This is a genomic window from Acinetobacter sp. S40 (assembly GCF_016624705.1).
GTDB lineage: Bacteria > Pseudomonadota > Gammaproteobacteria > Pseudomonadales > Moraxellaceae > Acinetobacter.
This window is the reverse complement of the sequence record NZ_JACVTU010000007.1, coordinates 26,227-49,536: the sequence shown is the minus strand read 5'-3', so window position 1 is coordinate 49,536 and position 23,310 is coordinate 26,227. Positions and strand designations below refer to the sequence as shown.

The following is a 23,310-nucleotide window of genomic DNA, read 5'->3' as shown; positions in this document are numbered from 1 at the left end:
TTTATTGTATTGTCTGGCTGATTGATTCAAATTACGACATAAAGTTAATAACTTTCAGGTACTGCACTTAAAAACTCACGACGAACGTCTTTATCAGTTTTAAAATCACCTAAAAAAGAAACTGTACGTGTAGTAGATTCTTGTTTGCCTACGCCACGCATCATCATACACATATGAGCTGAATCAATCATAACAGCAACACCACGTGCTTGCGTCACTTCAAGTACCGCTTCTGCAATTTGCTGAGTTAAATTTTCCTGAATTTGTAAGCGACGTGCAAACATTTCAGTAATGCGGGCAAACTTTGATAAACCTAATACTTTACCTTCAGGTAAATAGGCAATATGTACACGTCCGTAAAATGGCAAGAGATGGTGTTCACATAGAGAATAAAATTCAATATTTTTAACCAAAACCATTTCGTGATTGTCTGATGGAAAAACGGCACTATTAGTGACTTCTTCCAGTGTTTTGCCATAGCCAGAGGTCAAAAAAGAAAATGCCTTGGCAGCTCGAATAGGGGTATCTTTAAGCCCAGGACGATTTAAATCCTCACCGACTGCGGTCAGAATATTTGCATAGGATTGCTGCATTGACATAAGACGTATAGGCTTACTCTAATAAACAAGCTCGGCATTGTATCAGAAAACCTAACAAGTGGGTCATGTAACTTTGCAGGATATTTATTCCAATGAGAGTCAATTCATAAAAGCTGAATAAAATTCAGTTTGATCGCGGTTGATATTTCATCACATACAATTTTTTATTCATTTTTTGCTTAAAAGTCTGTTAAAACTGAGTAGTGAAGTTTCTGATTTTAATCCATTTGAAAGATATATATAAAATCTTATATAGGATATTAAATCCTGTGAAAATCAGTTGATCACAAGCAAAATGGCATTGTAATTGCTCATGGAAAAGTATCTGGATACCACAGTAAAAAGGATAGAAAATGTCAGCACGTCCCATCACGTTTTATTTTCGAGGACAACGCCAGCACATTGAAACGCTCGCTCCGACCACGACCGTTTTACAATATTTACGTGAATATATTTCGGCTGAAAAAACACGTCAAACTGGAACCAAAGAAGGCTGTGCAGAGGGTGATTGTGGCGCGTGTACTGTGGTGGTTGGAGAGTTGGTTAATGACCAATTGCAACTGCGTAGCGTTAATGCTTGCATCCAGTTTTTACCCACGCTGGATGGTAAGGCGCTTTTTACTGTCGAAGATTTAAAAGCCCTAACATTGAACGCTGAATCAGATCTACATCCAGTGCAACAAGCTATGGTCGATCATCACGGTTCACAATGCGGCTTTTGCACACCAGGCTTTATTATGTCGTTATGGTCCATGTATGAAAATGAAACTAATGCGCCTAATAAAAATATAATTAGTGATTACATTTCTGGGAATTTGTGCCGTTGCACTGGTTATCGCCCAATTTTAGAGGCAGCACAACAGGCTTATGTTTACCCGCGTGTAGAACTCGAACGTCAAAAAGTAATTGAAGTATTGACCGAAATTCAAGCATTACCTTCTTTACAAGTTTGTGATCATGGACAACAATTTTTTGCACCTAGAACCTTGCAGGAATTTGCTAAATTGCGTCAGCAATACCCAGAAGCACGAATTATTGCAGGCAGTACCGACGTTGGGTTATGGGTTACCAAGCTTGGCCGGAACTTGGGGGATATGTTATATATTGGCCAAGTGAAAGAATTAAAACATATTACGGTTCAAGACGAAGTGCTAGAAATCGGGGCGAATGTCAGTTTAAGTGATGCATTCTCGAAAATTTCTGGGCTCTATCCCGATTTTGCCGAATTACAACGTCGTTTTGCTTCGATGCCGATCAAAAATGCAGGGACTTTAGGTGGAAATATCGCCAATGGTTCGCCAATCGGGGATTCCATGCCTGCATTAATTACATTGGATACCAAGTTACGTCTGCGTTGTGGTGAACAAAGTCGTGAAATAACCCTATCTGATTTTTATCTGGATTATCAAAAAACCGCGTTGCAAGTAGGGGAGTTTGTCGAAGCAATTTTAATTCCCGTTGTTATGCCTCGTTCTTATTTTAAATTTGCTACGTATAAAATTTCTAAACGTTTTGAGCAGGATATTTCTGCTGTTTGTGCGGCTTTAAGCTGTGAATTAGATGACAGCAAAAGGGTTCAAGCAATCAAGATCGCATTTGGTGGGATGGCGGCAATTCCAAAACGGGCGTTGAATACTGAGAAAGTGCTATTGGGTCAAATCATTACGCCTGAGTTGATTGAACAAGCACAAATTGCATTGACACAGGATTTTCAGCCATTGAGTGATGGTCGCGCCAGTAGCGCCTATCGTTTACACGTTGCACAGAATTGTTTACAGCGCTTTTATATCGAAAAAATTCAGGCAAGGACACTCACCCGTGTCGAAGATTTAATTGCGATGGTGGAGGTGTAAGATGAATCAGTCCATCGAACTTAAGGGATTAAAACCCTCCGCCAAAGCCGGCCAATCGATTCCACATGAAAGTGCACATTTACATGTTACAGGGCAGGCAACTTATATCGATGATCTCCCAGAGCTTGAGAATACATTGCATCTGGCTGTGGGGTTTTCACAATGCGCTAAAGGCAAAATCAGTAAGTTTGATCTGGAGGCTGTGCGTCGAGCAGAGGGCGTATTTGCTGTCTATAACGCCGATGATGTCACGATTGAAAATAACTGGGGACCGATTATTAAGGATGATCCGATTTTTGCCAAAGATCAGGTTGAGTTTTATGGGCAGGCTTTATTTGTAGTCGCTGCAACAAGTTATCAGCAGGCGCGCCGAGCGGTACGTTTAGCCCAAATTGAATATGAACCAGAAACGCCTATCTTGAGTATTAAAGACGCGATTGAACAACAATCATGGGTGTTGCCACCTGTAGAGTTTAGTCATGGAGATGTGGAGCAAGCATTTCAAAGTGCCGTGCATCAACTTTCGGGTTCAATTGAACTAGGCGGACAAGAGCATTTTTATCTTGAAGGTCAGATTTCTTATGCTGTTCCACAAGAAGATCAGACTTTAAAAGTTTATTGTTCGACTCAACATCCAACTGAAATGCAATTGCTGATTTGTCATGCTCTGGGCTTTCACATGCATCAGGTGAGTGTGGAAGCGCGCCGTATGGGGGGCGGTTTTGGAGGTAAGGAGTCGCAATCTGCACAGTGGGCTTGTATCGCTTCACTGGCTGCGCAGAAATCGAGTCGCCCATGCAAATTACGTTTAGATCGTGATGATGACATGAGCTCGACGGGAAAACGACATGGTTTTGCCTACGAGTGGTCTGTCGCATTTGATGATCAAGGAGTTTTACAAGGCTTAAAAGTTCAGCTAGCTTCCAACTGCGGTTTTTCAGCTGATTTGTCAGGTCCAGTGAATGAACGCGCCATTTGTCATATTGGAAATGCCTATTATCTAAATGCTGTGCAATTACGCAATTTACGTTGCAAAACCAATACTGTATCGAATACTGCTTATCGAGGTTTTGGTGGGCCGCAGGGGATGTTTGTCATTGAAAATATTATCGATGATATTGCCCGTTATTTAAAATGTGATCCAGTTTTAGTGCGTCAGCGTAATTTTTTTGCTGAAAAACCCGGCAATGGCCGCGATCATATGCATTATGGTGCGGAAGTTCGGGACAATGTTGCGCCAAAAATTGTCGAGGAATTATTAAAAAGCAGCCAGTATTTTAAACGTAAGCAAGCGATTGAGCGGTTCAATCAAGATCACGATACGATTAAGCGGGGCATTGCTTTAACCCCTTTGATGTTTGGAATTTCCTTTAATGCTGTGCATTACAACCAAGCTGGTGCACTGGTCTATGTATATATGGATGGGACCGTTGCTATTACGCATGGTGGCACAGAAATGGGGCAGGGCCTTTATACCAAAGTGCGTCAGGTTGCCGCACATGAACTTGGTTTAAGCATTGAAAGTGTTCGTTTGATTGCGACAGACACTTCTCGGGTTCCTAATACTTCTGCAACTGCGGCTTCAAGTGGTGCGGATTTAAATGGTAAAGCTGTACAAAATGCGTGTAGTAAGATCCGCGAGCGTTTAGCCAAATTGGCTGCTGAAATCAGTCAAAGTGATATCGAAAGCATTCACTTTGAAAATAACAGGGTGAGTACGGAAAACGGTCAATCATGGACATTTCCAGATTTAGTCAATCGTGCTTATATGGCGCGCGTTCAGCTTTGGGACAGTGGATTTTATAAAACACCAGAAATTCATTATGATCAGGTGAATCATTTGGGTCGTCCATTTTTCTACTATGCTTATGGTGCAGCAGTAAGTGAGGTCGCGATTGATACCTTGACGGGTGAAATGAAAGTATTGCGTGCTGATATTTTGCATGATGTTGGACGATCGATTAATCCGGCAATTGATATTGGTCAGATTGAAGGCGGCTTTATTCAGGGCATGGGCTGGTTGACCACCGAAGAATTGTATTGGCAACCACAAGGCAGACATGCGGGACGATTATTTACTCATGCACCATCGACCTATAAAATCCCCACCAGTGTTGATATTCCCCATGTATTCAACGTCAAACTTTTTGATAATGAAAATCCAGCAGATACCATTTATCGCTCTAAAGCTGTCGGTGAGCCACCTTTTATGTTGGGGCTTTCGGTTTTTTCTGCTATTCGACAAGCTGTACAAGCTGCGATCCCTGTCGATGCAATACTTGAGCTAAATGCACCTGCTACAGCAGAAGAAATTTTACGCGCAATTTCGATAGGTCGAGGTCGTGCCTTAGCCGATCATCCGCAACCTAAATTGCGATAGTGACTTAGCGTTATGCAACAATATTTACAATGGTGGCGAGATTTTGTTGATTGGCAGCAACAAAGACGTCCTGTGGTACTGGTTACAGTGGTTCGTACTGATGGTTCTACCCCACGTGAAGTAGGAGCGACCATGGTGTTAGGTTTAGATCAGCAGCAACAAATACAGCAGTCCGATACTATTGGTGGTGGGCATCTAGAATTTCAGGCGATTGATATTGCCAAAGATATGTTGTTGGGTCATGAAGTCCGTCAGCGATTTACTGAACGGTTTAATTTAAGTGCTCGTTTGGGACAATGCTGTGGTGGCGTGATGTGGCTACTTTTTGAAAGAGTCGGAGCTAGATTAAATCGTCATGATCTCATCGCCTCTCAAAAGGCATGGCAAAATGGACAAAATATTGTTCGACATGTATCGGATCAGCAGGCATCGGTTTGGTATAGTGCTGATCATCCCATGCAGGCATTACAAGCGGATTGGCAACGAAATGATGAGCACTGGCAATGGCGACAAATTATTCAGCCCTATGCTATGAAAGTCATGATTTTGGGTGCAGGACATGTGGGAGAGGCGATCGTACGCTGTTTATTACCCCTTGATGTACAGATTACTTGGGTTGATAATCGCGATCATATTTTTCCGCTGGATTTGCAAGATCAGATTCGTTGCGTAAGTACTGATTTACCTGCACTTGAAATTACTCATTTTGACCGAGATGGTGCAATTCTGATTCTAACGCACGACCACCAGCTGGATTTGCAATTATGTTTTGAAGCTCTGAAACCCACTCAGCAATCGTTTGCTTACGTGGGAATGATTGGTTCAAAAAGTAAACGTGCAATTTTTGAAAAGCGGATGCAGGCCAGAGGATACAGTTCAGCGCAGCTTGAACAATTGGTGTGTCCAATTGGAATTGATGGAATTACCTCTAAAAAGCCTGCAATGATTGCGATTGCTGTAGTCGCTGAGTTATTGCAAGTATTTGATATAACGAAATGATTTAACCAAATCATTTCGTTTGTTCATATTTTGGATTCTTTTCCGATCGTTTGAGTAAAACCAGAACAGCTCCTGTTCCACCTTGATTTTCAGGGGCACTGACAAAAGCCAACACATCGCGATGCTGACGTAACCAGCCATTTACATAGGTTTTCAAAATGGCTTCTGGGCCTTTGCCATGCACAATTTTAATCACATTTTGATTTTCAGATTTTGCCATCTGAATAATTTGTAGAACCGCCGAACGTGCCTGTTCAACAGTACAACCATGTAAATCGACAGCTTCAAACCAGCGTAATTTTCCAGCTTTTAAATCTTCAAAGACTTTGTGCTGTAAGGTGGCAATGCGATAGCTTAGGCTGGCCTGACTGGCAACTGGGTTGAGTACCGCTTGAGTATCAGAAAGTTCCGCATTTTCTGTTTCAGCACTACCTTCTGCCGCTGCACGTTTTGCCAATGTTTGTGCATCGATTTTTTTAGTGCGATTGGGTTGAACATGAGCAATGTTGCCACGATCAATGGGCTTTACGCCGTGCAAGGCTTTGTTAAACAGCTGGCTGTCATCTTCTGGCTCTGTTTCGGGGCCGTTATAAATAGGCTGTTTATTTGAAGTTTGTTTGTTGACAGACTTTTCCTGACCCGTAGAAATTTGTTTTTTAAACTGCTTTAACAAATCCTGTTGGGCTTTGGAGAGGGAGGTATCGTGTTTGCTCATAATTGCGAAAAAATAGCATAAGAGAATAAATATCTGGTTATCGATTATAGTCTGAAATATAGAAAAATTTGAACTAAATTGGATTCAGTCCAAGTTATATTACAAGTTCATGATTTAAAACGGCGAATTAAAGTTATTCTGTTGCATTAAATGCTGAATGATATGTCACGATTGCTTGAGGAATATTTTTATTAAAACTGATTGCCTGAAAATATTGTGCGGGTACATCCTTTAGAATGAGTTCAGCATAAGATTTAAAACCAAAGCGATGATAGTAATTTGGATCACCTAATAAAACACAGCCTTTTGCTTTTAGATCTTTAAGTATTTCCAAAGCTGAAAGTATCAGTTGTGAACCAATACCTTGTTTCTGCATTTTGGGTAAAATAGAAACTGGACCAAATCCATACCAACCTAATTCATGCGTTGAAAGTTGTACAGGCGAAATAGCGATATGTCCCACAAGGATATGATCGATTTCAGCAACAAGAGAAAGCGTTAATACGTCATTCTGACGTAGTGAATTGACAATAAATTGTTCTGTATGACTTGAGTATTCAGAATTTAAAAAGGCTAATCGAATAACTTCTGAAATTTCAGCAATATCTTTTGCCTGTTCAGAGCGAATGATGATTTTATTCAAAAACGAATCTCAACTTTTATTTAATTTTATATTGTTGATAAACAGTTAAAGATGATTGACCATCCTTAACTGTTTTATAGAATCTATTTATTACAAATGATTAAACGTGTTCAGGCACTCCAAACAACTCTGTAAATGCCAAATCTGGTCGTGGTTGTTTCATAAAACTTTCACCCACCAAAAATGCATGAATATTATGTTGTTGCATCATATTGACATCCGCAGGTGTCGCAATCCCACTTTCAGTAACCAATAGACGGGATGGATCGAGCAATTTCTTTAAACGCAAACTGGTATTTAAATCAACATCAAATGTTTTAAGATTACGATTGTTCACGCCCAGCAAGCACTGTTCAGAAAGCTTGAGTGCACGTTCTAGCTCTTCTTCATCGTGAACTTCAACCAAGACATCTAAATGATAATCAAAAGCTGTTTTAGACATTTCTTCGAGCTGTTGATCTGATAAACAAGCCACAATCAAAAGAATACAATCCGCCTGTAAGGCACGCGCTTCAATGACATTGTAAGGATCAACCAAAAAGTCTTTACGCAATGCAGGCAAAAGACAATGCTGGCGAGCGATTGCAATATTTTCATCGGCGCCCTGAAAAAAATCAACATCAGTTAATACAGATAAACATGCAGCACCTGCCTGTTCATATTGTGCTGCAATCTCAGCGGGATTAAAGTCAGCACGAATTATGCCTTTAGAGGGTGAAGCTTTTTTGATCTCAGCAATTACCCCTGGTTGTTTACTGCGCAAGGACTGGGCAAAACCACGAACAGGCGTTGCTTGTTTCGCCCATTCTTCTACATCTTTGAGGCTGCGTTGTTTTAAACGATTTGCCAATTCTTGGTGTTTACGATCAACGATTTTACCCAAAATGGTATTTTGAATCTGAATCATCTGGATAACCTCACTGGTTTGCGTATTGTTTTAATGCCTTGGTAAATTCGGACAGGATACTCATTTTTTCCAGTGCCTGTCCGCCATAAATAATGTCATGAGCCAAAGCTACGCCTTGCTTATAGCTGGTCGTGAGCCCAGATACATAAATACCTGCACCAGCATTCAGAGCAATCATATTTGCAGCTTTTTCACCGATTTCAGATTTCTTACGACCTAAAGCATCTTTAATCAATTTGAGGCTGGCACCAGAATCTTCCACAATTAAACCGGTTAAAGTTTGGGATGGAATATCCACATCCTCAGGATTTAAGACCCACTCAATGATTTCACCATTTTTAAGTTCGGCAATATAGGTTTGTGAGGCGAGGCTAATTTCATCCAATCCATCTTTGGAATGAACAACCATGACATGCTCTGCGCCAAGTTGTTTCATTACTTCGGCAATAGGGCGGCATAATTCATCTGAAAATACTCCAATCACAAAACGTTTTACTCCTGCGGGATTCGTAAGCGGGCCGAGTAAATTAAAAATACTGCGAATGCCCAGTTCACGACGAGGGCCTACGGCATATTTCATGGCTTTGTGATGATTAGGTGCAAAGAGGAAACCGACTCCCATTTCACGGATACAGCGTTCGGTTTGCTGCATATTCAGATCAAGATTAATGCCTGCTTGCTCTAACAAGTCAGAGGAACCTGATTTACTTGAAACACCACGGTTGCCGTGTTTGGCAATGGTTGCCCCCGCAGCTGCAATCACAAAGCTAGATGCAGTTGATACATTAAACAGGTTTTGACCATCGCCACCCGTACCAACGATATCAACTAAATAGTGAATATCGCTCACATCAATTTTAATCGCAAACTCGCGCATGACACGCGCTGCTGCGGTAATTTCATCAATACTTTCACCTTTCATCCGAAGCCCCATCATAAGCGCGCCAATTTGCGCTTCAGTCGCTTCACCCTGCATGATGCTACGCATCACATCTTCCATTTGTGGCTGGGTCAGATGAATATTTTTGGTGATGTGGTTTAAAGCTTGTTGAATATCCATTTATGCATAAATCTCTAAAAAATTCTTGAAGATTTGGTGTCCATGTTGGCTAAGAATAGATTCAGGATGAAACTGCACACCTTCAATAGGTAATGTCTTATGTTTAACACCCATAATTTCTTCCATAGAACCATCGGCTTGATTGGTCCAGCAGGTCACTTCCAGACACTCAGGTAAGGTTTCCTGTTCGATCACTAAAGAGTGATAACGTGTCGCTGAAAAGGGTGATGGCAAATTACTAAAGATACCTTTATCAATATGATGCATATCTGATAAACGACCATGCATCACTGTTTTGGCACGAATAATATTGCCACCAAAGGCCTGTCCAATCGCTTGATGTCCTAAACAGACACCAAGTAATGGAATTTTCCCCGCGAAATGATGAATGGCAGGAATCGAAATACCTGCTTCAGTCGGGGAGCAAGGGCCAGGACCCACCACCAAATACTTTGGTTGCCATCGTTCAATGTCCTCTAATGTGACTTGGTCATTGCGAACTACTTTAACGTCTTGGTTTAACTCGCCAAAATATTGGACGATGTTATACGTAAAGGAGTCGTAATTGTCGATCATCAGAAGCATGTCTATTGCAACCTTTTGAGAATTAATTAGATATTAAATGATTGGCTTTAGTGTTACTCGGTTTGTAACTCGTTCTGAATTTTCACTCAAAAAATAAAGCTGTTATTTAAGCGGGTTATATTATCACTATTTTTGGTCTGCTTTACTATGTCTTAAAGCGTAATGACTAGCTTAATCTGTCTTAATTTTTATAGATAAAAAAATAAAGCCCAACATTACGTTGAGCTATATCAAACAGAATGAATTTATTCTTCAACTTCTATAGGGTCTCCATCCTCTGGGCGAATATGACGTTCGCCATCATCGGCTGGATCAACACTTGAACCATCTTTGGTGATGCTATTATAAAGCTCATCTTCTTTTTTATCATCGATAAACTCTTCATCTTCAAAATCTAAAGGTTCGTTATCATCATCGAAATTCAGCGGTTGTTCTTCATCTATCATGACGATTTATCACTTATCTGATTTATGAAATAACATGGTCAATGATTTAAAAACATGATTCAACAGTTGCCCCTTGGTGTTTATGTAACGGAAGGTATAACCGTCATTGATATCGATTTTTAATATCGGTTTCCTCACAGCTTTTGAGGGGCGATTTTCTTATTTTTTGTCGTTTAATCTTGAATTTATATTGATCTACAACCTTTGATTCGCATTGTTCTATCATTTGCATCAGAGCTGTAGCAGAACCTCATTGCTTTGAAAAGCATAAGATATTGAAATTTAATGTTTTTTTTGTTTTAAGATGCTTTTGGTGAAATTTAATGGTTATTATACGAAAGCATAATTGTTGACAATATTGTTGATTTTAACAAATTAAACCTTTATTTTTGGGTTATTGAATATGAATTGTTGACAATGTTGTGGCTGATGAAATGAATCAATCCGTTAAAGAGTTAAATTCGATAACACTGACTGATCAAATTTTTAAGAAAATCCAGACCGCGATTGTCAGTGGAGATATTGCTCCAGGTAGTAAAATTTCTGAACCTGAACTGGCTCGTGTTTATGGCATTAGCCGTGGGCCGTTACGTGAGGCGATTCATCGTCTGGAAGGGCAGAAACTGGTGGAGCGAACTGCCCATGTCGGTGCGCGCGTGGTGTCTTTATCACACCAACAACTTTTTGAGTTATATCAAATTCGTGAAAGCCTAGAAGGCCTAGCCTGTCGTTTAGCAGCGCAAAGTATCGATAAACAACAAATCCTAAATTTACGTGAAGTACTACATTTACATGCACAGGATTCCAATTTTAAGGAAGGCAAGGGCTATTACCTGCAAGAAGGTCAGGATGATTTTCATTATTGCATCATCAAAAATTGTGGCAATAAAACTCTGGAAAAAATGCTTTGTGATGAGTTATATCATCTGATTCGTATGTATCGGGTGCAATATTCAAAAACACCAAATCGTCCACACAAAGCCCTTTCTGAACATATTCGTATTTTAGATGCTATTGCAGATGGCGATGCAGAGCTGGCCGAGCTTCTTATGCGCCGCCACATTGCTTCGTCTTATCGCAATATTCAGCAACATCTTATTTAACCCATTTTTTATAGATCAGTTTTAAAGACAAGGAGCAAAAAATTCATGTCAATATCATCCGCAGGTCAAAAATTTAGAGAAGCAGTTGCCGCTGAGCATCCGTTACAAGTGGTTGGTGCGATTAATGCGAACCATGCGTTACTGGCAAAACGTGCAGGCTATAAAGCGATTTATTTATCGGGTGGTGGTGTTGCTGCAGGTTCTTTGGGATTGCCAGATTTGGGGATTAGTAACCTTGATGATGTCTTGACCGATGTGCGCCGCATTACCGATGTTTGTGATTTACCATTATTGGTCGATGTCGACACAGGTTTTGGTGCTTCTGCTTTTAATATCGCGCGCACGACGAAGTCAATGATTAAGTTTGGCGCAGCCGCTATGCATATTGAAGATCAAGTGGGTGCAAAACGTTGCGGTCACCGTCCAAATAAAGCGATTGTGACACAACAGGAAATGGTCGATCGTATTAAGGCAGCAGTAGATGCGCGTACTGACGAAAATTTCGTGATCATGGCACGTACCGATGCTTTGGCCGTTGAAGGTTTACAGGCGGCAATTGATCGTGCAGGTGCCTATATTGAAGCAGGTGCAGATATGTTGTTCCCAGAAGCGATCACTGAACTTGCCATGTATAAACAGTTTGCAAATGCAACCAAAGTACCTATTTTAGCCAATATCACTGAATTTGGTTCTACGCCATTGTTTACCACAGAAGAACTGGCTTCTGCCGATGTCAGCATTGCGCTCTATCCACTTTCAGCATTTCGTGCCATGAATAAAGCAGCAGAAAATGTCTATGAGACGTTGCGTAAAGAAGGCACACAAAAGAATGTGATTGATACCATGCAAACCCGCCAAGAATTATATGAACGCATTAATTACCATGCATTTGAACAATATCTTGATGCATCGTTTGAAAAAGCAAAATAAAAAATCCCTTAATTCATAAGAATTTAGGTTGAAATATGCTATGCAGTTAACAATGGTTGTGCCTACTTTTCCCGAAATGAGAAACAACGTTTTGTAAGGTAGGGTGAACCGAAGGTTTATCCTGAAACAGGATGGGAACTCGGCACGACTCCGTTGAGTTGCTCAAAAATAAAGTTAAATAGATAGAAAAGGACAATCTTATGAGCAGTAATGAAACGACCACAGGCTTCAAACCAAAAAAATCAGTTGCACTCAGTGGACAAGTCGCAGGCAACACCGCACTATGTACCGTAGGACGCAGTGGTAACGACTTACATTATCGTGGTTATGACATTCTTGACCTTGCGGTCGGCAGCCAATTTGAAGAAGTTGCGCACTTACTTGTTCATGGCAAATTACCTAACAAGGCAGAACTCAAAGCTTATAAAGCAAAATTAAAAGCACTTCGCGGCTTACCAGCGGCATTGAAAACAGCACTTGAGCAACTCCCACCATCTGCGCACCCAATGGATGTGATGCGTACAGGTGTATCCGTCCTTGGTTGCTTAACCCCAGAACATGAAGATCACAATGAAGCGGGCGCAAAAGATATTGCTGATAAATTGATGGCAAGCTTAGGCTCAATGTTGTTGTACTGGTATCACTTCAGTAACAACGGTCGTCGTATTGAAGTTGAAACCAATGATGATTCCATTGCTGCGCATTTTTTGCATCTACTGCATGGCGAAGCGCCATCTGAGGAATGGATTCAAGCAATGCACACGTCTCTGATTCTGTATGCAGAACATGAGTTTAATGCATCAACCTTTACTTCACGTGTGGTGGCAGGGACAGGTTCAGACATGTATTCGGCAGTCACAGGTGGTATCGGTGCGTTACGTGGCCCTAAACACGGGGGTGCAAATGAAGTTGCGTTCGTGATTCAACAACGTTATGACAATGCAGATGAAGCCGAAGCAGATATCCGTAGTCGTGTTGAGAAAAAAGAAGTGGTGATCGGTTTTGGTCATCCAGTCTATACCGTTTCTGATCCACGTAACGAAGTGATCAAAAAAGTGGCACGTGAACTTGCTGAAGCACAAGAAAACACCAAAATGTATTTGATCGCGGAACGTTTGGAAGCCGTGATGAAAGAAGTGAAAAACATGTTCCCGAATCTCGACTGGTTCAGTGCGGTGAGCTATCACTTGATGGGTGTTCCGACTGCGATGTTCACCCCATTATTCGTGATTGCACGTACTGCGGGTTGGTCTGCGCACGTGATTGAACAACGTCAAGATGGCAAGATTATTCGCCCAAGCGCTAACTATACTGGTCCTGAAAACTTAGAGTTCAAACCATTGGCGGAGCGTGGCTAATATGAGTAATACTCAATATCGTAAACCACTGCCAAATACCCAGCTTGAATACTATGACGTGCGTCAAGCCGTTGAGGATATTCAGCCAGGCGCATATGAAACTTTACCGTATACCTCTAAAGTATTAGCAGAACAATTGGTTCGCCGAGCTGAACCAGAGCATTTAACAAATTATCTCAGGCAATTGATTGAGCGCCGTCAGGACTTGGATTTCCCTTGGTATCCAGCGCGCGTGGTCTGTCACGACATTTTGGGTCAAACCGCACTGGTGGATCTTGCTGGTTTGCGTGATGCGATTGCCGATAAAGGCGGTGATCCATCTAAAGTCAATCCCGTGGTTCCAACTCAGTTGATCGTGGATCACTCTTTGGCAGTTGAATTCGGTGGCTTTGACCCAGACGCGTTCGAGAAAAACCGTGCAATCGAAGATCGTCGTAACGAAGACCGTTTCCACTTTATTGAGTGGACTAAAACAGCCTTTAAAAATGTCGACGTGATCCCTGCGGGCAACGGCATCATGCATCAGATCAACTTGGAGAAAATGTCTCCAGTGATTCAAAACCGTGATGGTTTAGCTTTCCCTGATACCTGTGTCGGTACAGATTCACATACGCCACATACCGATGCGCTTGGCGTCATTTCAGTGGGTGTGGGTGGTTTGGAAGCTGAGAACGTCATGCTCGGCCGCGCGTCTTGGATGCGTCTACCAGACATTATCGGGGTTGAGTTTGTTGGTCAACGACAAGCAGGCATTACGGCAACGGATATCGTATTGGCATTGACCGAGTTCTTACGTAAAGAGCGTGTCGTCGGTGCATATTTAGAGTTCTTCGGTGAAGGTGCTGACAGCATGTCTGTGGGCGACCGTGCAACCATCTCGAATATGACGCCTGAATATGGCGCAACTGCGGCCATGTTTTACATCGACCAGAACACGATTGATTATTTACGTTTGACGGGCCGTGAAGATACGCAAGTGGCTTTGGTTGAGCAGTATGCCAAAGAAATTGGTCTTTGGGCATCAGATATGACCAAAGCTGAATATCCACGTGTGCTTCGTTTTGACCTTTCAACAGTAACCCGTAACATTGCAGGCCCATCAAACCCGCATGCGCGTGTGTCTACGGCTGACTTGAAAGCAAAAGGCATTGCAGGGAATTTAGAGCTTGCCAAGGCACAAGAAGCAGAAGGTTTAATTCCTGATGGTGCGGTGATTATCGCTGCAATCACCTCATGTACCAACACATCTAATCCACGTAACACGGTTGCCGCAGGTCTATTGGCACATAAAGCCAATGAACTGGGCTTGGTCCGTAAACCTTGGGTGAAATCTTCATTTGCACCGGGTTCTAAGGCAGCTGCGCTGTATTTAGAAGAAGCAGGCGTGTTGGGTGATCTTGAAAAACTTGGTTTTGGTATCGTGGCCTATGCATGTACCACCTGTAATGGGATGTCAGGCGCGCTTGACCCAGTGATTCAACAAGAAATCATTGATCGTGACTTATACGCGACTGCGGTACTTTCGGGTAACCGTAACTTTGATGGTCGTATCCATCCATATGCAAAACAAGCGTTTTTGGCATCTCCACCACTCGTTGTGGCGTATGCGATTGCAGGAACCATTCGTTTTGATATCGAAACAGATTCGCTCGGAAATGACAAAGACGGTAATCCAATTTATCTGAAAGATATCTGGCCTTCGGATGCTGAAATTGATGCGCTTGTGAAAGAAGCAGTGAAGCCTGAGCAGTTCCGTAAAATCTACATTCCGATGTTTGATTTGGGTGTCAATGAAGAAGCGGCAAGCCCATTGTATGATTGGCGTCCAATGAGTACCTATATTCGCCGTCCACCGTATTGGGAAGGGGCGTTGGCTGCACCACGTACTTTAGCCAATATGCGTCCGCTTGCGATCTTGGGTGACAACATTACCACCGATCACTTGTCTCCATCGAATGCGATTGTGTTAGACAGTGCTTCTGGTGAATATTTGGCGAAAATGGGTGTGCCTGAGGAAGACTTTAACTCTTATGCAACGCACCGCGGTGATCACTTAACCACACAACGTGCGACCTTTGCCAATCCGAAACTGTTTAATGAAATGGTGGTTCGTTCAGATGGCAGCATTAAGCAAGGTTCAAAAGCACGTGTCGAGCCAGAAGGCGAAGTGATGCGCATGTGGGAAGCGATTGAAACCTATATGAACCGTAAGCAACCGTTGATCATTGTTGCGGGTGCGGATTATGGGCAGGGTTCAAGCCGTGACTGGGCTGCCAAAGGTGTGCGTCTTGCAGGGGTTGAAGCGATTGTGGCCGAAGGTTTTGAGCGTATTCACCGTACTAACTTAGTGGGTATGGGTGTGTTACCGCTTGAATTTAAAGCGGGTGTAAACCGTAAGACTTTAAAGCTGGATGGTACTGAGCTGTATAGCGTAATTGGTAATATTGCACCGCGTTCGACTTTAACTTTAGTGATTGAACGTGCCACAGCGGATGGTAAAGAAGAGATTCTTGAAGTGCCTGTGACTTGCCGCTTAGATACTGAAGAAGAAGTGTCTGTTTATGAAGCGGGTGGGGTATTACAGCGTTTTGCACAAGACTTTTTAGAAGGTCAAGTGGCGTAATACTTTGATCTGAAAATAATTGATTCTGTTTAATAAAAGCCCTACTTTAAAGTGGGGCTTTTATATTGAGAATAAGAATGGAAAAATATTTAGATTTAGATGGTGATTCTGGAATCCTTGCATATGAAATTGGTGAGAAATACATAAGAGTAAAGTTTGATAAAACCTTTAAAATTTATCAGTACAGCTATTATAAAGCAGGCCAACTTCATGTCGAAAAAATGAAAACATTGGCTAAGAGTGGTAATGGATTAAACTCTTATATCATGAGAAATGTAAAAAACTTATACGATTAAGTGGGGAGAATATGAATAAAAATTTAGAACAATTGTGTGAAGTTTTGGATGAGCTTTCTGAAGTAGTTTTGAATTCATGGAATGATGATCAAATTTTAAGAAATGTGTATGGTTGGACTCATCCTCCATTAACAAGACAGGATTTAGCTAATATCCCTAAAGAGCTTAGTAATCAAGTACGAAGAATTGAAATAGCTCAACTTGAAGATAATTTAGCAGAGTTAATTGAGAAAATTCCTGAAAAGATTAGATTAATGTATGGGGATACTATTCCATATATGTTTAATGGGAATGGAGCACAAGCAATTCCTATTTTTCTGTCAACATTAGAATGGGTAAGGCAAGTCATTGCCCCTTTAATGGGATGGGAGGTTTTACAAGATAATAAAGCCATGCCAACCCAAATGGCACGTCGTCTCAGGGCGATTCAGATTGAAATAGAGAATATTATTCCTAATAAAGAAAATCTAACCAATCAAATAAGCCTTATTAATGATGCTACAGAAGCTGCTGAAAATTTGCCAACAGACTTAAAGAGTTTGAGAGAAGCTAGAAATCAGGTTTCTGAATTAGAAAAAGATAGTTCTTTTGATCGTAAAAAAGTATCAGAGCATAAGAGCTCTACTGAAGCACAACTAAAATCAATTAGTGAGATGCATGAGCAAGCGAAGCAACTCATAGAGAACTGTGAAGAAGCTTATCGTATTACGACAACAAAAGGTTTAGCTGCTGCTTTTGATAAACGCGCATCTGATTTGAAATGGTCAATGAGATTATGGGTGGGGGGATTATTATTTGCTTTGGCTATCGGTGCTTTTATTGGACATGAAAGAATACAGATTCTTACTCAGGCGCTTAATAATTCAAATATAAGCTGGGGAATTATTAGCATTCAGATTGTTCTATCATTCACAAGTGTTTTGGCACCTTTATGGTTTGCTTGGTTAGCAACAAAACAAATTAGCCAACGCTTTAAACTTGCTGAAGATTATGACTTTAAGGCTTCTGTAGCAAAAGCATATGAGGGATATAAAAAAGAGGCAGCAAAAATTGATGTTGATTTTGAAGCTAGGTTGTTTAACGTAGCGTTAACAAGACTAGAAGAAGCACCATTAAGATTAGTAGATTCTGTAAATCATGGCAGCCCAACGCATGAGGTAATTGAAAAAACTGGTCTAAATAAAGTTGGTGAAAAGTTTGTGAATCAAGTAGAAAAAGTAGTCGATTCTATAACTCCAGCTAAGGCTAGTAACGATAATTAGCAGGGCTAATATTCAGATATTTAAATATCTTCACCTTTCCGCCACCATCATTCGTCAGAAAAGACAATCATTAATTAACACTATCAAGATATAGTATATATACCATTTCTAAAATCTATGGAGAACAAAGATGGTAACTGCTGGCGAAAAACCTGGAACAGGCTTCTATTTTTGTGTTCAATGCGGACATCGCGTTTACTTAGAAATTGGTACTGATCGTTTACCTCCGTGTACCAAATGCCTTGGCAAGCAATTTAACAGTAAGCTTGCTTAAGCTGCACACATCAAACAGTTATCCGCTGTTATGAATGAAAGCCCTATCAATCGATAGGGCTTTTTAATATCCAAAAATAAACTCTGAAAGAGTAGAGCAGTAGAAAAATAAACATGCTCAATAAATGAATTATCTAGTCATATATGAATCAAATTTTTCTTATCTCAACTAAACCCCTATTGCATTTTCAGCTTTACAATAGAGTTCTCTTTTGTCTAACACAATATTCCTTTTATGATAGGAAGGTATGAGATTATCTTTATGAAAGATCATCGCTGATTCCTGTAAAACTTATTTCAAGTAATTTTGTTTTTTGTTTTTAATGTGATGAATAATAATAGATTTTAAAAAATATGTTGCATCATCATCTTGCCTTTCTAGCAATATGAAAGGACTAAACCAAAAATAAATTAACATACCTAAAAAGCATGAAAACATACTTTTAGAGGTGTTGGATAACGCATGACTTTTCGGTAGAGTTAAGCATTAAGGAACATATAAAAGCAGGCCGCATATCCATAACGCATTTATGATTTCACAGTGAAACAGCCTCATTTTAATCGCTAAGTTTATTGTGAAATGATCATGCTAAATGTTGAAGTCGCTTGCAAGTAGGGCCAGCAGAGTGAGCCACCCTATTTATTCATTTTGGCAATTTCAAGGAGAAAGCCATGGATGTTAAGATATTCAATACTCAGGATGTACAAGACTTTTTACGTGTCGCTAGCGGACTGGAACAAGAAGGCGGCAATCCACGTGTGAAGCAAATCATCCATCGTGTGCTTTCAGATTTATACAAAGCGATTGAAGACCTAAATATTACTTCTGACGAATATTGGGCAGGCGTGGCCTATCTCAATCAACTGGGAACCAGTCAGGAAGCAGGGTTACTTTCACCGGGTCTGGGTTTTGATCATTATCTTGATATGCGTATGGATGCTGAAGATGCAGCACTCGGGATCGAAAATACCACTCCTCGTACCATTGAAGGGCCACTTTATGTGGCAGGCGCACCAGAGTCAGTGGGTTATGCTCGTATGGATGATGGCAGTGATCCGAATGGCCATACCCTGATTTTACACGGCACCATTTATGATGCAGACGGTAAACCGTTACCCAATGCAAAAGTAGAAATCTGGCATGCCAATACCAAAGGTTTCTATTCCCACTTTGATCCAACGGGTGAGCAACAGCCATTTAATATGCGCCGTAGCATTATTACAGATGAACAGGGTCAGTATCGTGTGCAGACCATTTTACCCGCAGGCTATGGCTGCCCACCAGAAGGCCCAACGCAACAGTTATTAAATCAACTGGGTCGTCATGGCAACCGTCCTGCGCATATTCACTACTTTGTCTCAGCAGATGGGCATCGCAAACTGACCACGCAAATTAACGTAGCAGGCGATCCGTACACGTATGACGACTTTGCATATGCAACACGTGAAGGTCTGGTGGTTGAAGCGATTGAACATACCGATGCAGAGGCGATCAAAGCCAATGCGGTAGAAGGGCCATTTGCTGAAATGGTGTTTGATCTGAAACTGACACGCTTGGTCGATGGTGTAGATAACCAAGTTGTAGACCGCCCGCGTCTTGCTGTGTAAATACAGGCTTTAAAATCGAAAATAAAGTTCAGGCTAGTGGGTGAATCACTGGCCTGATTCATTTGTAGGGACGCGTGGAGAAAGGCAAGAGACCTAATTATAATTAAGAACCATTGCCTAATTTATTTGAATATTCTAAGTCGTTTTATTTCTTTAAGTCATGATTATAAATTTAATTTAGAATGCTTTCTTTGCTTCATAAAACTTATATTTATTAAAAACTAAAAGATAAAAACGTAACTAATAACTGAATAAAGTGGATGTTGTAATCAAAGTTTTAAGCAAGTAATAACGCACGTAATAACGCACGATATAAAACATTTAAGGATGTAGTTGAGAATCAATCTATTTAGATAATTTAATGGAATTTAAATCGTCAAATTAAAAACAATAATGTGAAGTAAAACTATAATGGGCGATTATTCTATTTTATTGAAAAATAAAAATGCCTCCGAAGATGCCGCTGCAATGTCTTTACCCTTGAACCCTTAAGTTCAAGGTGGAAGCGACGCGTACTTGCTGGGTTTCCTGCACAGGGCAGGCATACGCTCTAAATACGCAGAGCGCTATCCTAAAAAGATAGTATCGGCTCAGGGGAATCAGACGCGCTGGCGAACATCCCAGAGACAGCTTTAGTATAACCGATCTTTGCTCAATGACAATCCATTGAGTCGGTCGTTATGTAAACTTAGTTTTCAAATGGTGAAGCTTTACTCGATACCACTGCATTGTTTATACGATTTGTTCGACATCGTTTAAGATTGTTTCAAGTAAACGCTCACAATGTGCATATTCCTGAAGTGATCTGTTCATACTGAGTACATCCTGCATCAGTTGCAGGGCCACCATAATGACCAGTTTATTATGCTCAACTCGTGGCGCACTACGGCGCATTTCATTAAATTTATCATTGAGCATTTGGCCTGCGCGTTCCAGTTCTTCTTTTTTATCAGAAGTGGTCGCTAAACGGAAAGTTTGTTCAATCAATCGTAATTCAACCATTACTTGTTCACTCATGATTGAATCTCCTCTTGATTTTCTACACTGGGATCAGCCAGTTGCTGAATTTCCTGTGCATTTTGATCCTGCTCTGTGCCTAAAATCGCTAAACGTTGAATGATGGCTTCTACTTTAGATTTAGCCAATTCATTTTTTTGAAGTAAGCGATCACGATCCTGCTGAATGTCATGTAATTCTTGCTGAGAATGGCGTTGCTGTAACTGCAACTTTTCTTTAGTCACGCGCAAATCATTGCGTTCAGCCAAAATTTCCTGAAAACGATTTTTAAGGTCGGTACAACTTTTTTCCAGACGGCTATAACGATCAGCCAGAGCGGTTGCATCTGTGTTCAATTGTTGAAATTGATTTTGTAGTTGCGAAAGTTGTTCAGTCAGATTATCAACTTCTTCCTGTTTGGAGGTGATAATCCCATTTTTTTGCACAATTTGAGCATGATGCTGCTCGTCATCCTGTTGTTTTTTTTGAGTCAGTGACTCATTTTCACTTTCAAGGTGATGTAAACGCGTTTTTAAAACGCCCATATGCGTCTGTAGACGCTGTAATTGTTCTAACATAACGTAGTCGCACAGAATTGCAATCAAAGGTAATATATACGCAGTATAGAGATTGGATAAGCGAATGCAAGACGATATTTCAGGTTGGAATGAATGGTTCACAAATTTTAACGGAATTGAAGAGATTTCAAGCCCAAGTGAGCTGCATGGTTTACTTACGGGCATCGTTTGTGTCACCGAAGCGCCAAGCCGCGATGAATGGTTGCAAATTTTAACCACACTGAATGTACCTCATTTAAGTGATGAAGCACTTGCACTGCTCGCAGATGAGGCAGAAGATGTATCACACGCTTTATCGGAAGATGAGCTAGATTATTTACCTATGCTTCCAGATGATGAACATTCTTTGCAAGAACGTGTTCAAGCATTGGCAGACTGGAGTGCAGGCGTGGTACTTGGCTTTGGATTGGCATCAGGTCATATTCGTAGTGATGAAATTGAGTTGATTGAACATTTACAGGATGTGGCAGCTGTTGAATTTGAAGATTCAGATGATGATGAAGAAGGTGAAAACAGCTACGAAGAATTGTACGAATTTGTTCGCTTGATTCCTGTGAGCCTTTCGATTGGGCGTAAAAAAATTCCAGTTCAAGAAAGTTCGCTGTTAAAAAACTTTCATGCCAAAAGTCAAAATGATCCTGCACGAAAAGATAACCAAAGCGTAGTTGAAATGTTTACTCCACATCGTCCAAGCTAATTGGGCGATGTTATCGTTTTTATTTTACTTTACCACTTGATAATTAAAGATTTATAGCCTCATGAAATTGACTCAAGCAGATTTTGAACTTCGTCGAGACCGCCTCGCAGTGCATATGGGGCCAAACAGTATTGCCATTATTGAAACCAGTCCTGTAGCCTATCGTAACCGAGATGCGGATTATAAATTTCGTGCCGATAGTAGCTTTTTTTATCTGACAGGGTTTGCTGAACCTGAAGCGATAGCGGTCATTGAAACCTTTGATACAGTTGATGATTACACCTATAGTCTGTTTTGCCGTGAACGTAACCGTGACATGGAAATATGGAATGGTTATCGGGCAGGCATCGATGGCGCGATTGAAGATTTTGATGCTGATGAGGCATATGCTATTGATTTGTTAGATGAAGAAATTGCGGAAAAACTATTAAATAAAGAGCGACTTTATTATCGTATTGGACATCGTGCTGAGTTTGATGCGCGTGTCAGTCAATGGATTAAACAGGCCGATGCTCAGCAGCGTCGTGGCAATGGAGCGCCATCGCAAATTTTGCAATTGGATCGTATTGTCGACGAAATGCGTTTGATTAAGTCCAAACAGGAAATTGAACTTATGCAAATTGCATCGGATATTAGTGCTGCTGCCCATACTCGTGCTATGCAAAAAGCTCATCCTGAAATGATGGAATATGCGTTAGAAGCTGAATTAAATTATATATTTGGTCAGCATGGTTGTGTGCCATCGTACAATAGTATTGTGGGCGGCGGAGCAAATGGCTGCATATTGCATTATGTAGAAAATGACAAAGCGCTTAAAGATGGTGATTTGGTACTTATCGATGCCGCTTGTGAATATCAATGTTATGCATCTGATATTACACGAACTTTTCCTGTTAATGGTAAATTTAGCCCTGAACAAAAAGCACTTTATGAAATCGTGCTCAAGGCGCAATATGCAGCGATAGATGCGGTACGTGTAGGGAATTCATACCGTGAACCACATGAAGTAGCAGTGCGTATTCTCACTGGGGGTTTGCTTGATCTAGGTTTGCTGAGCGGAGAATTGGATGAGCTGATTGCAAGCGAAGCTTTCCGCCAATTTTATATGCATGGAACAGGGCATTGGTTAGGTATGGATGTGCATGACGTTGGCAATTACAAAAAAGAAGGTGAATGGCGACCATATGAAGAAGGTATGGTGGTGACAGTTGAACCGGGATTGTATATCGCGCCTGACGATGAAACTGTGGAAGCAAAATGGCGGGGTATTGGTATCCGCATCGAAGATGATGTAGTGGCTACTGCTCAGGGGCCATTGGTTTTGACAGGTGCAGTAGTTAAAGAGATTGAAGATATTGAGCAACTCATGGCTCAAGCTAAAATATAACGATAATCAAAT

Annotated in this window: 22 protein-coding genes and 1 other RNA gene; 13 read left to right on the top strand and 10 right to left on the bottom strand. The window is 41.0% G+C overall.

Annotation, left to right across the window (positions count from 1 at the left end):
• Positions 1-44: 44 nt before the first annotated feature.
• Positions 45-593: a GTP cyclohydrolase I FolE gene (gene folE, locus IAE19_RS10245; RefSeq protein WP_200460843.1), complete on the bottom strand. Its 549-nt coding sequence runs from the start codon at positions 591-593 to the stop codon at positions 45-47.
• A gap of 359 nt (positions 594-952) precedes the next feature.
• Here folE and xdhA point away from each other — a divergent pair, with 359 nt between their 5' ends.
• From xdhA to xdhC, 3 genes are read left to right on the top strand one after another with little or no spacing between them, the layout of a single operon-like run.
• On the top strand, positions 953-2,452 hold the full coding sequence (gene xdhA / locus IAE19_RS10240; RefSeq protein ID WP_200460842.1) for a xanthine dehydrogenase small subunit: 1,500 nt from the start codon (positions 953-955) through the stop codon (positions 2,450-2,452).
• 1 nt (position 2,453) lies between these two features.
• A complete protein-coding gene (gene xdhB / locus IAE19_RS10235; protein ID WP_200460841.1) occupies positions 2,454-4,832 on the top strand; it encodes a xanthine dehydrogenase molybdopterin binding subunit in 2,379 nt (792 codons plus the stop codon).
• Positions 4,833-4,844: 12 nt separating this feature from the next.
• Complete coding sequence (xdhC, locus tag IAE19_RS10230) at positions 4,845-5,831, top strand: xanthine dehydrogenase accessory protein XdhC (RefSeq protein WP_200460840.1); 987 nt, start codon at positions 4,845-4,847, stop codon at positions 5,829-5,831.
• Positions 5,832-5,841: 10 nt separating this feature from the next.
• Here the strand turns inward: xdhC and IAE19_RS10225 are convergent, their stop codons facing one another.
• The 6 genes from IAE19_RS10225 to IAE19_RS10200 all read right to left on the bottom strand — a co-directional run bounded on the left by IAE19_RS10225 (position 5,842) and on the right by IAE19_RS10200 (position 10,187).
• The gene (locus IAE19_RS10225) at positions 5,842-6,546 is read right to left on the bottom strand and encodes a Smr/MutS family protein (protein WP_200460839.1); all 705 of its coding nucleotides are present in this window, start codon (positions 6,544-6,546) and stop codon (positions 5,842-5,844) included.
• A 133-nt stretch (positions 6,547-6,679) separates the two neighbouring features.
• On the bottom strand, positions 6,680-7,189 hold the full coding sequence (locus IAE19_RS10220) for a GNAT family N-acetyltransferase (protein ID WP_200460838.1): 510 nt from the start codon (positions 7,187-7,189) through the stop codon (positions 6,680-6,682).
• Positions 7,190-7,289: 100 nt separating this feature from the next.
• Complete coding sequence (gene trpC, locus IAE19_RS10215; protein WP_200460837.1) at positions 7,290-8,096, bottom strand: indole-3-glycerol phosphate synthase TrpC; 807 nt, start codon at positions 8,094-8,096, stop codon at positions 7,290-7,292.
• A 10-nt stretch (positions 8,097-8,106) separates the two neighbouring features.
• Positions 8,107-9,156 (bottom strand): anthranilate phosphoribosyltransferase, encoded by a 1,050-nt coding sequence (gene trpD, locus IAE19_RS10210; protein ID WP_200460836.1) that lies wholly within the window; start codon positions 9,154-9,156, stop codon positions 8,107-8,109.
• On the bottom strand, positions 9,157-9,741 hold the full coding sequence (locus tag IAE19_RS10205) for an anthranilate synthase component II (protein ID WP_200460835.1): 585 nt from the start codon (positions 9,739-9,741) through the stop codon (positions 9,157-9,159). It abuts the gene before it with no gap.
• A 245-nt stretch (positions 9,742-9,986) separates the two neighbouring features.
• Positions 9,987-10,187, bottom strand: coding sequence for a hypothetical protein (locus IAE19_RS10200; RefSeq protein WP_200460834.1), 201 nt, complete (start codon positions 10,185-10,187; stop codon positions 9,987-9,989).
• 434 nt (positions 10,188-10,621) lie between these two features.
• Between IAE19_RS10200 and IAE19_RS10195 the strand changes: the two genes are divergently transcribed.
• The 8 genes from IAE19_RS10195 (at position 10,622) to catA (ending at position 19,640) form a co-directional block, all read left to right on the top strand.
• Complete coding sequence (locus tag IAE19_RS10195) at positions 10,622-11,290, top strand: GntR family transcriptional regulator (RefSeq protein ID WP_200460833.1); 669 nt, start codon at positions 10,622-10,624, stop codon at positions 11,288-11,290.
• A gap of 45 nt (positions 11,291-11,335) precedes the next feature.
• On the top strand, positions 11,336-12,220 hold the full coding sequence (gene prpB / locus IAE19_RS10190) for a methylisocitrate lyase (protein WP_200460832.1): 885 nt from the start codon (positions 11,336-11,338) through the stop codon (positions 12,218-12,220).
• Between the two features lie 200 nt (positions 12,221-12,420).
• Positions 12,421-13,578, top strand: a complete 1,158-nt coding sequence (gene prpC, locus IAE19_RS10185; protein ID WP_200460831.1) for a 2-methylcitrate synthase — start codon at positions 12,421-12,423, stop codon at positions 13,576-13,578.
• Between the two features lies 1 nt (position 13,579).
• Complete coding sequence (gene acnD, locus IAE19_RS10180; protein WP_200460830.1) at positions 13,580-16,201, top strand: Fe/S-dependent 2-methylisocitrate dehydratase AcnD; 2,622 nt, start codon at positions 13,580-13,582, stop codon at positions 16,199-16,201.
• A gap of 77 nt (positions 16,202-16,278) precedes the next feature.
• On the top strand, positions 16,279-16,497 hold the full coding sequence (locus IAE19_RS10175) for a hypothetical protein (protein WP_200460829.1): 219 nt from the start codon (positions 16,279-16,281) through the stop codon (positions 16,495-16,497).
• A gap of 11 nt (positions 16,498-16,508) precedes the next feature.
• Positions 16,509-17,759 carry a hypothetical protein gene (locus tag IAE19_RS10170; protein WP_200460828.1) on the top strand — a complete coding sequence of 417 codons (1,251 nt, stop codon included), beginning with the start codon at positions 16,509-16,511 and terminating at the stop codon, positions 17,757-17,759.
• Positions 17,760-17,889: 130 nt separating this feature from the next.
• A complete protein-coding gene (locus IAE19_RS10165) occupies positions 17,890-18,033 on the top strand; it encodes a zinc ribbon-containing protein (protein ID WP_004929145.1) in 144 nt (47 codons plus the stop codon).
• Positions 18,034-18,704: 671 nt separating this feature from the next.
• Positions 18,705-19,640 carry a catechol 1,2-dioxygenase gene (gene catA, locus IAE19_RS10160; RefSeq protein ID WP_200460827.1) on the top strand — a complete coding sequence of 312 codons (936 nt, stop codon included), beginning with the start codon at positions 18,705-18,707 and terminating at the stop codon, positions 19,638-19,640.
• 444 nt (positions 19,641-20,084) lie between these two features.
• Here the strand turns inward: catA and ssrS are convergent.
• The 3 genes from ssrS to IAE19_RS10145 all read right to left on the bottom strand — a co-directional run bounded on the left by ssrS (position 20,085) and on the right by IAE19_RS10145 (position 21,214).
• A non-coding RNA gene (gene ssrS / locus IAE19_RS10155) (6S RNA) lies at positions 20,085-20,270 on the bottom strand.
• A gap of 102 nt (positions 20,271-20,372) precedes the next feature.
• On the bottom strand, positions 20,373-20,657 hold the full coding sequence (locus IAE19_RS10150) for a cell division protein ZapA (RefSeq protein ID WP_151832716.1): 285 nt from the start codon (positions 20,655-20,657) through the stop codon (positions 20,373-20,375).
• Entirely contained in the window at positions 20,654-21,214 is a 561-nt protein-coding gene (locus IAE19_RS10145) for a hypothetical protein (protein WP_200460826.1), read from the bottom strand. Before IAE19_RS10145 ends, IAE19_RS10150 begins: the two co-directional genes overlap by 4 nt.
• Positions 21,215-21,278: 64 nt before the next feature.
• Here IAE19_RS10145 and IAE19_RS10140 point away from each other — a divergent pair, with 64 nt between their 5' ends.
• Positions 21,279-21,911: a UPF0149 family protein gene (locus IAE19_RS10140; protein WP_151832718.1), complete on the top strand. Its 633-nt coding sequence runs from the start codon at positions 21,279-21,281 to the stop codon at positions 21,909-21,911.
• Between the two features lie 61 nt (positions 21,912-21,972).
• Positions 21,973-23,298, top strand: coding sequence for a Xaa-Pro aminopeptidase (pepP, locus tag IAE19_RS10135; protein ID WP_200460825.1), 1,326 nt, complete (start codon positions 21,973-21,975; stop codon positions 23,296-23,298).
• Positions 23,299-23,310: the final 12 nt, after the last annotated feature.

What these genes read in the sequence shown, in the direction of transcription:
- folE (WP_200460843.1), bottom strand. Translation starts at nt 593, where the DNA reads ATGCAGCAATCCTATGCAAATATTCTGACCGCAGTCGGTGAGGATTTA.
- xdhA (WP_200460842.1), top strand. Translation starts at nt 953, where the DNA reads ATGTCAGCACGTCCCATCACGTTTTATTTTCGAGGACAACGCCAGCAC.
- xdhB (WP_200460841.1), top strand. Translation starts at nt 2,454, where the DNA reads ATGAATCAGTCCATCGAACTTAAGGGATTAAAACCCTCCGCCAAAGCC.
- xdhC (WP_200460840.1), top strand. Translation starts at nt 4,845, where the DNA reads ATGCAACAATATTTACAATGGTGGCGAGATTTTGTTGATTGGCAGCAA.
- IAE19_RS10225 (WP_200460839.1), bottom strand. Translation starts at nt 6,546, where the DNA reads ATGAGCAAACACGATACCTCCCTCTCCAAAGCCCAACAGGATTTGTTA.
- trpC (WP_200460837.1), bottom strand. Translation starts at nt 8,096, where the DNA reads ATGATTCAGATTCAAAATACCATTTTGGGTAAAATCGTTGATCGTAAA.
- trpD (WP_200460836.1), bottom strand. Translation starts at nt 9,156, where the DNA reads ATGGATATTCAACAAGCTTTAAACCACATCACCAAAAATATTCATCTG.
- IAE19_RS10205 (WP_200460835.1), bottom strand. Translation starts at nt 9,741, where the DNA reads ATGCTTCTGATGATCGACAATTACGACTCCTTTACGTATAACATCGTC.
- IAE19_RS10200 (WP_200460834.1), bottom strand. Translation starts at nt 10,187, where the DNA reads ATGATAGATGAAGAACAACCGCTGAATTTCGATGATGATAACGAACCT.
- IAE19_RS10195 (WP_200460833.1), top strand. Translation starts at nt 10,622, where the DNA reads ATGAATCAATCCGTTAAAGAGTTAAATTCGATAACACTGACTGATCAA.
- prpB (WP_200460832.1), top strand. Translation starts at nt 11,336, where the DNA reads ATGTCAATATCATCCGCAGGTCAAAAATTTAGAGAAGCAGTTGCCGCT.
- prpC (WP_200460831.1), top strand. Translation starts at nt 12,421, where the DNA reads ATGAGCAGTAATGAAACGACCACAGGCTTCAAACCAAAAAAATCAGTT.
- acnD (WP_200460830.1), top strand. Translation starts at nt 13,580, where the DNA reads ATGAGTAATACTCAATATCGTAAACCACTGCCAAATACCCAGCTTGAA.
- IAE19_RS10175 (WP_200460829.1), top strand. Translation starts at nt 16,279, where the DNA reads ATGGAAAAATATTTAGATTTAGATGGTGATTCTGGAATCCTTGCATAT.
- IAE19_RS10170 (WP_200460828.1), top strand. Translation starts at nt 16,509, where the DNA reads ATGAATAAAAATTTAGAACAATTGTGTGAAGTTTTGGATGAGCTTTCT.
- IAE19_RS10165 (WP_004929145.1), top strand. Translation starts at nt 17,890, where the DNA reads ATGGTAACTGCTGGCGAAAAACCTGGAACAGGCTTCTATTTTTGTGTT.
- catA (WP_200460827.1), top strand. Translation starts at nt 18,705, where the DNA reads ATGGATGTTAAGATATTCAATACTCAGGATGTACAAGACTTTTTACGT.
- IAE19_RS10150 (WP_151832716.1), bottom strand. Translation starts at nt 20,657, where the DNA reads ATGAGTGAACAAGTAATGGTTGAATTACGATTGATTGAACAAACTTTC.
- IAE19_RS10145 (WP_200460826.1), bottom strand. Translation starts at nt 21,214, where the DNA reads ATGTTAGAACAATTACAGCGTCTACAGACGCATATGGGCGTTTTAAAA.
- IAE19_RS10140 (WP_151832718.1), top strand. Translation starts at nt 21,279, where the DNA reads ATGCAAGACGATATTTCAGGTTGGAATGAATGGTTCACAAATTTTAAC.
- pepP (WP_200460825.1), top strand. Translation starts at nt 21,973, where the DNA reads ATGAAATTGACTCAAGCAGATTTTGAACTTCGTCGAGACCGCCTCGCA.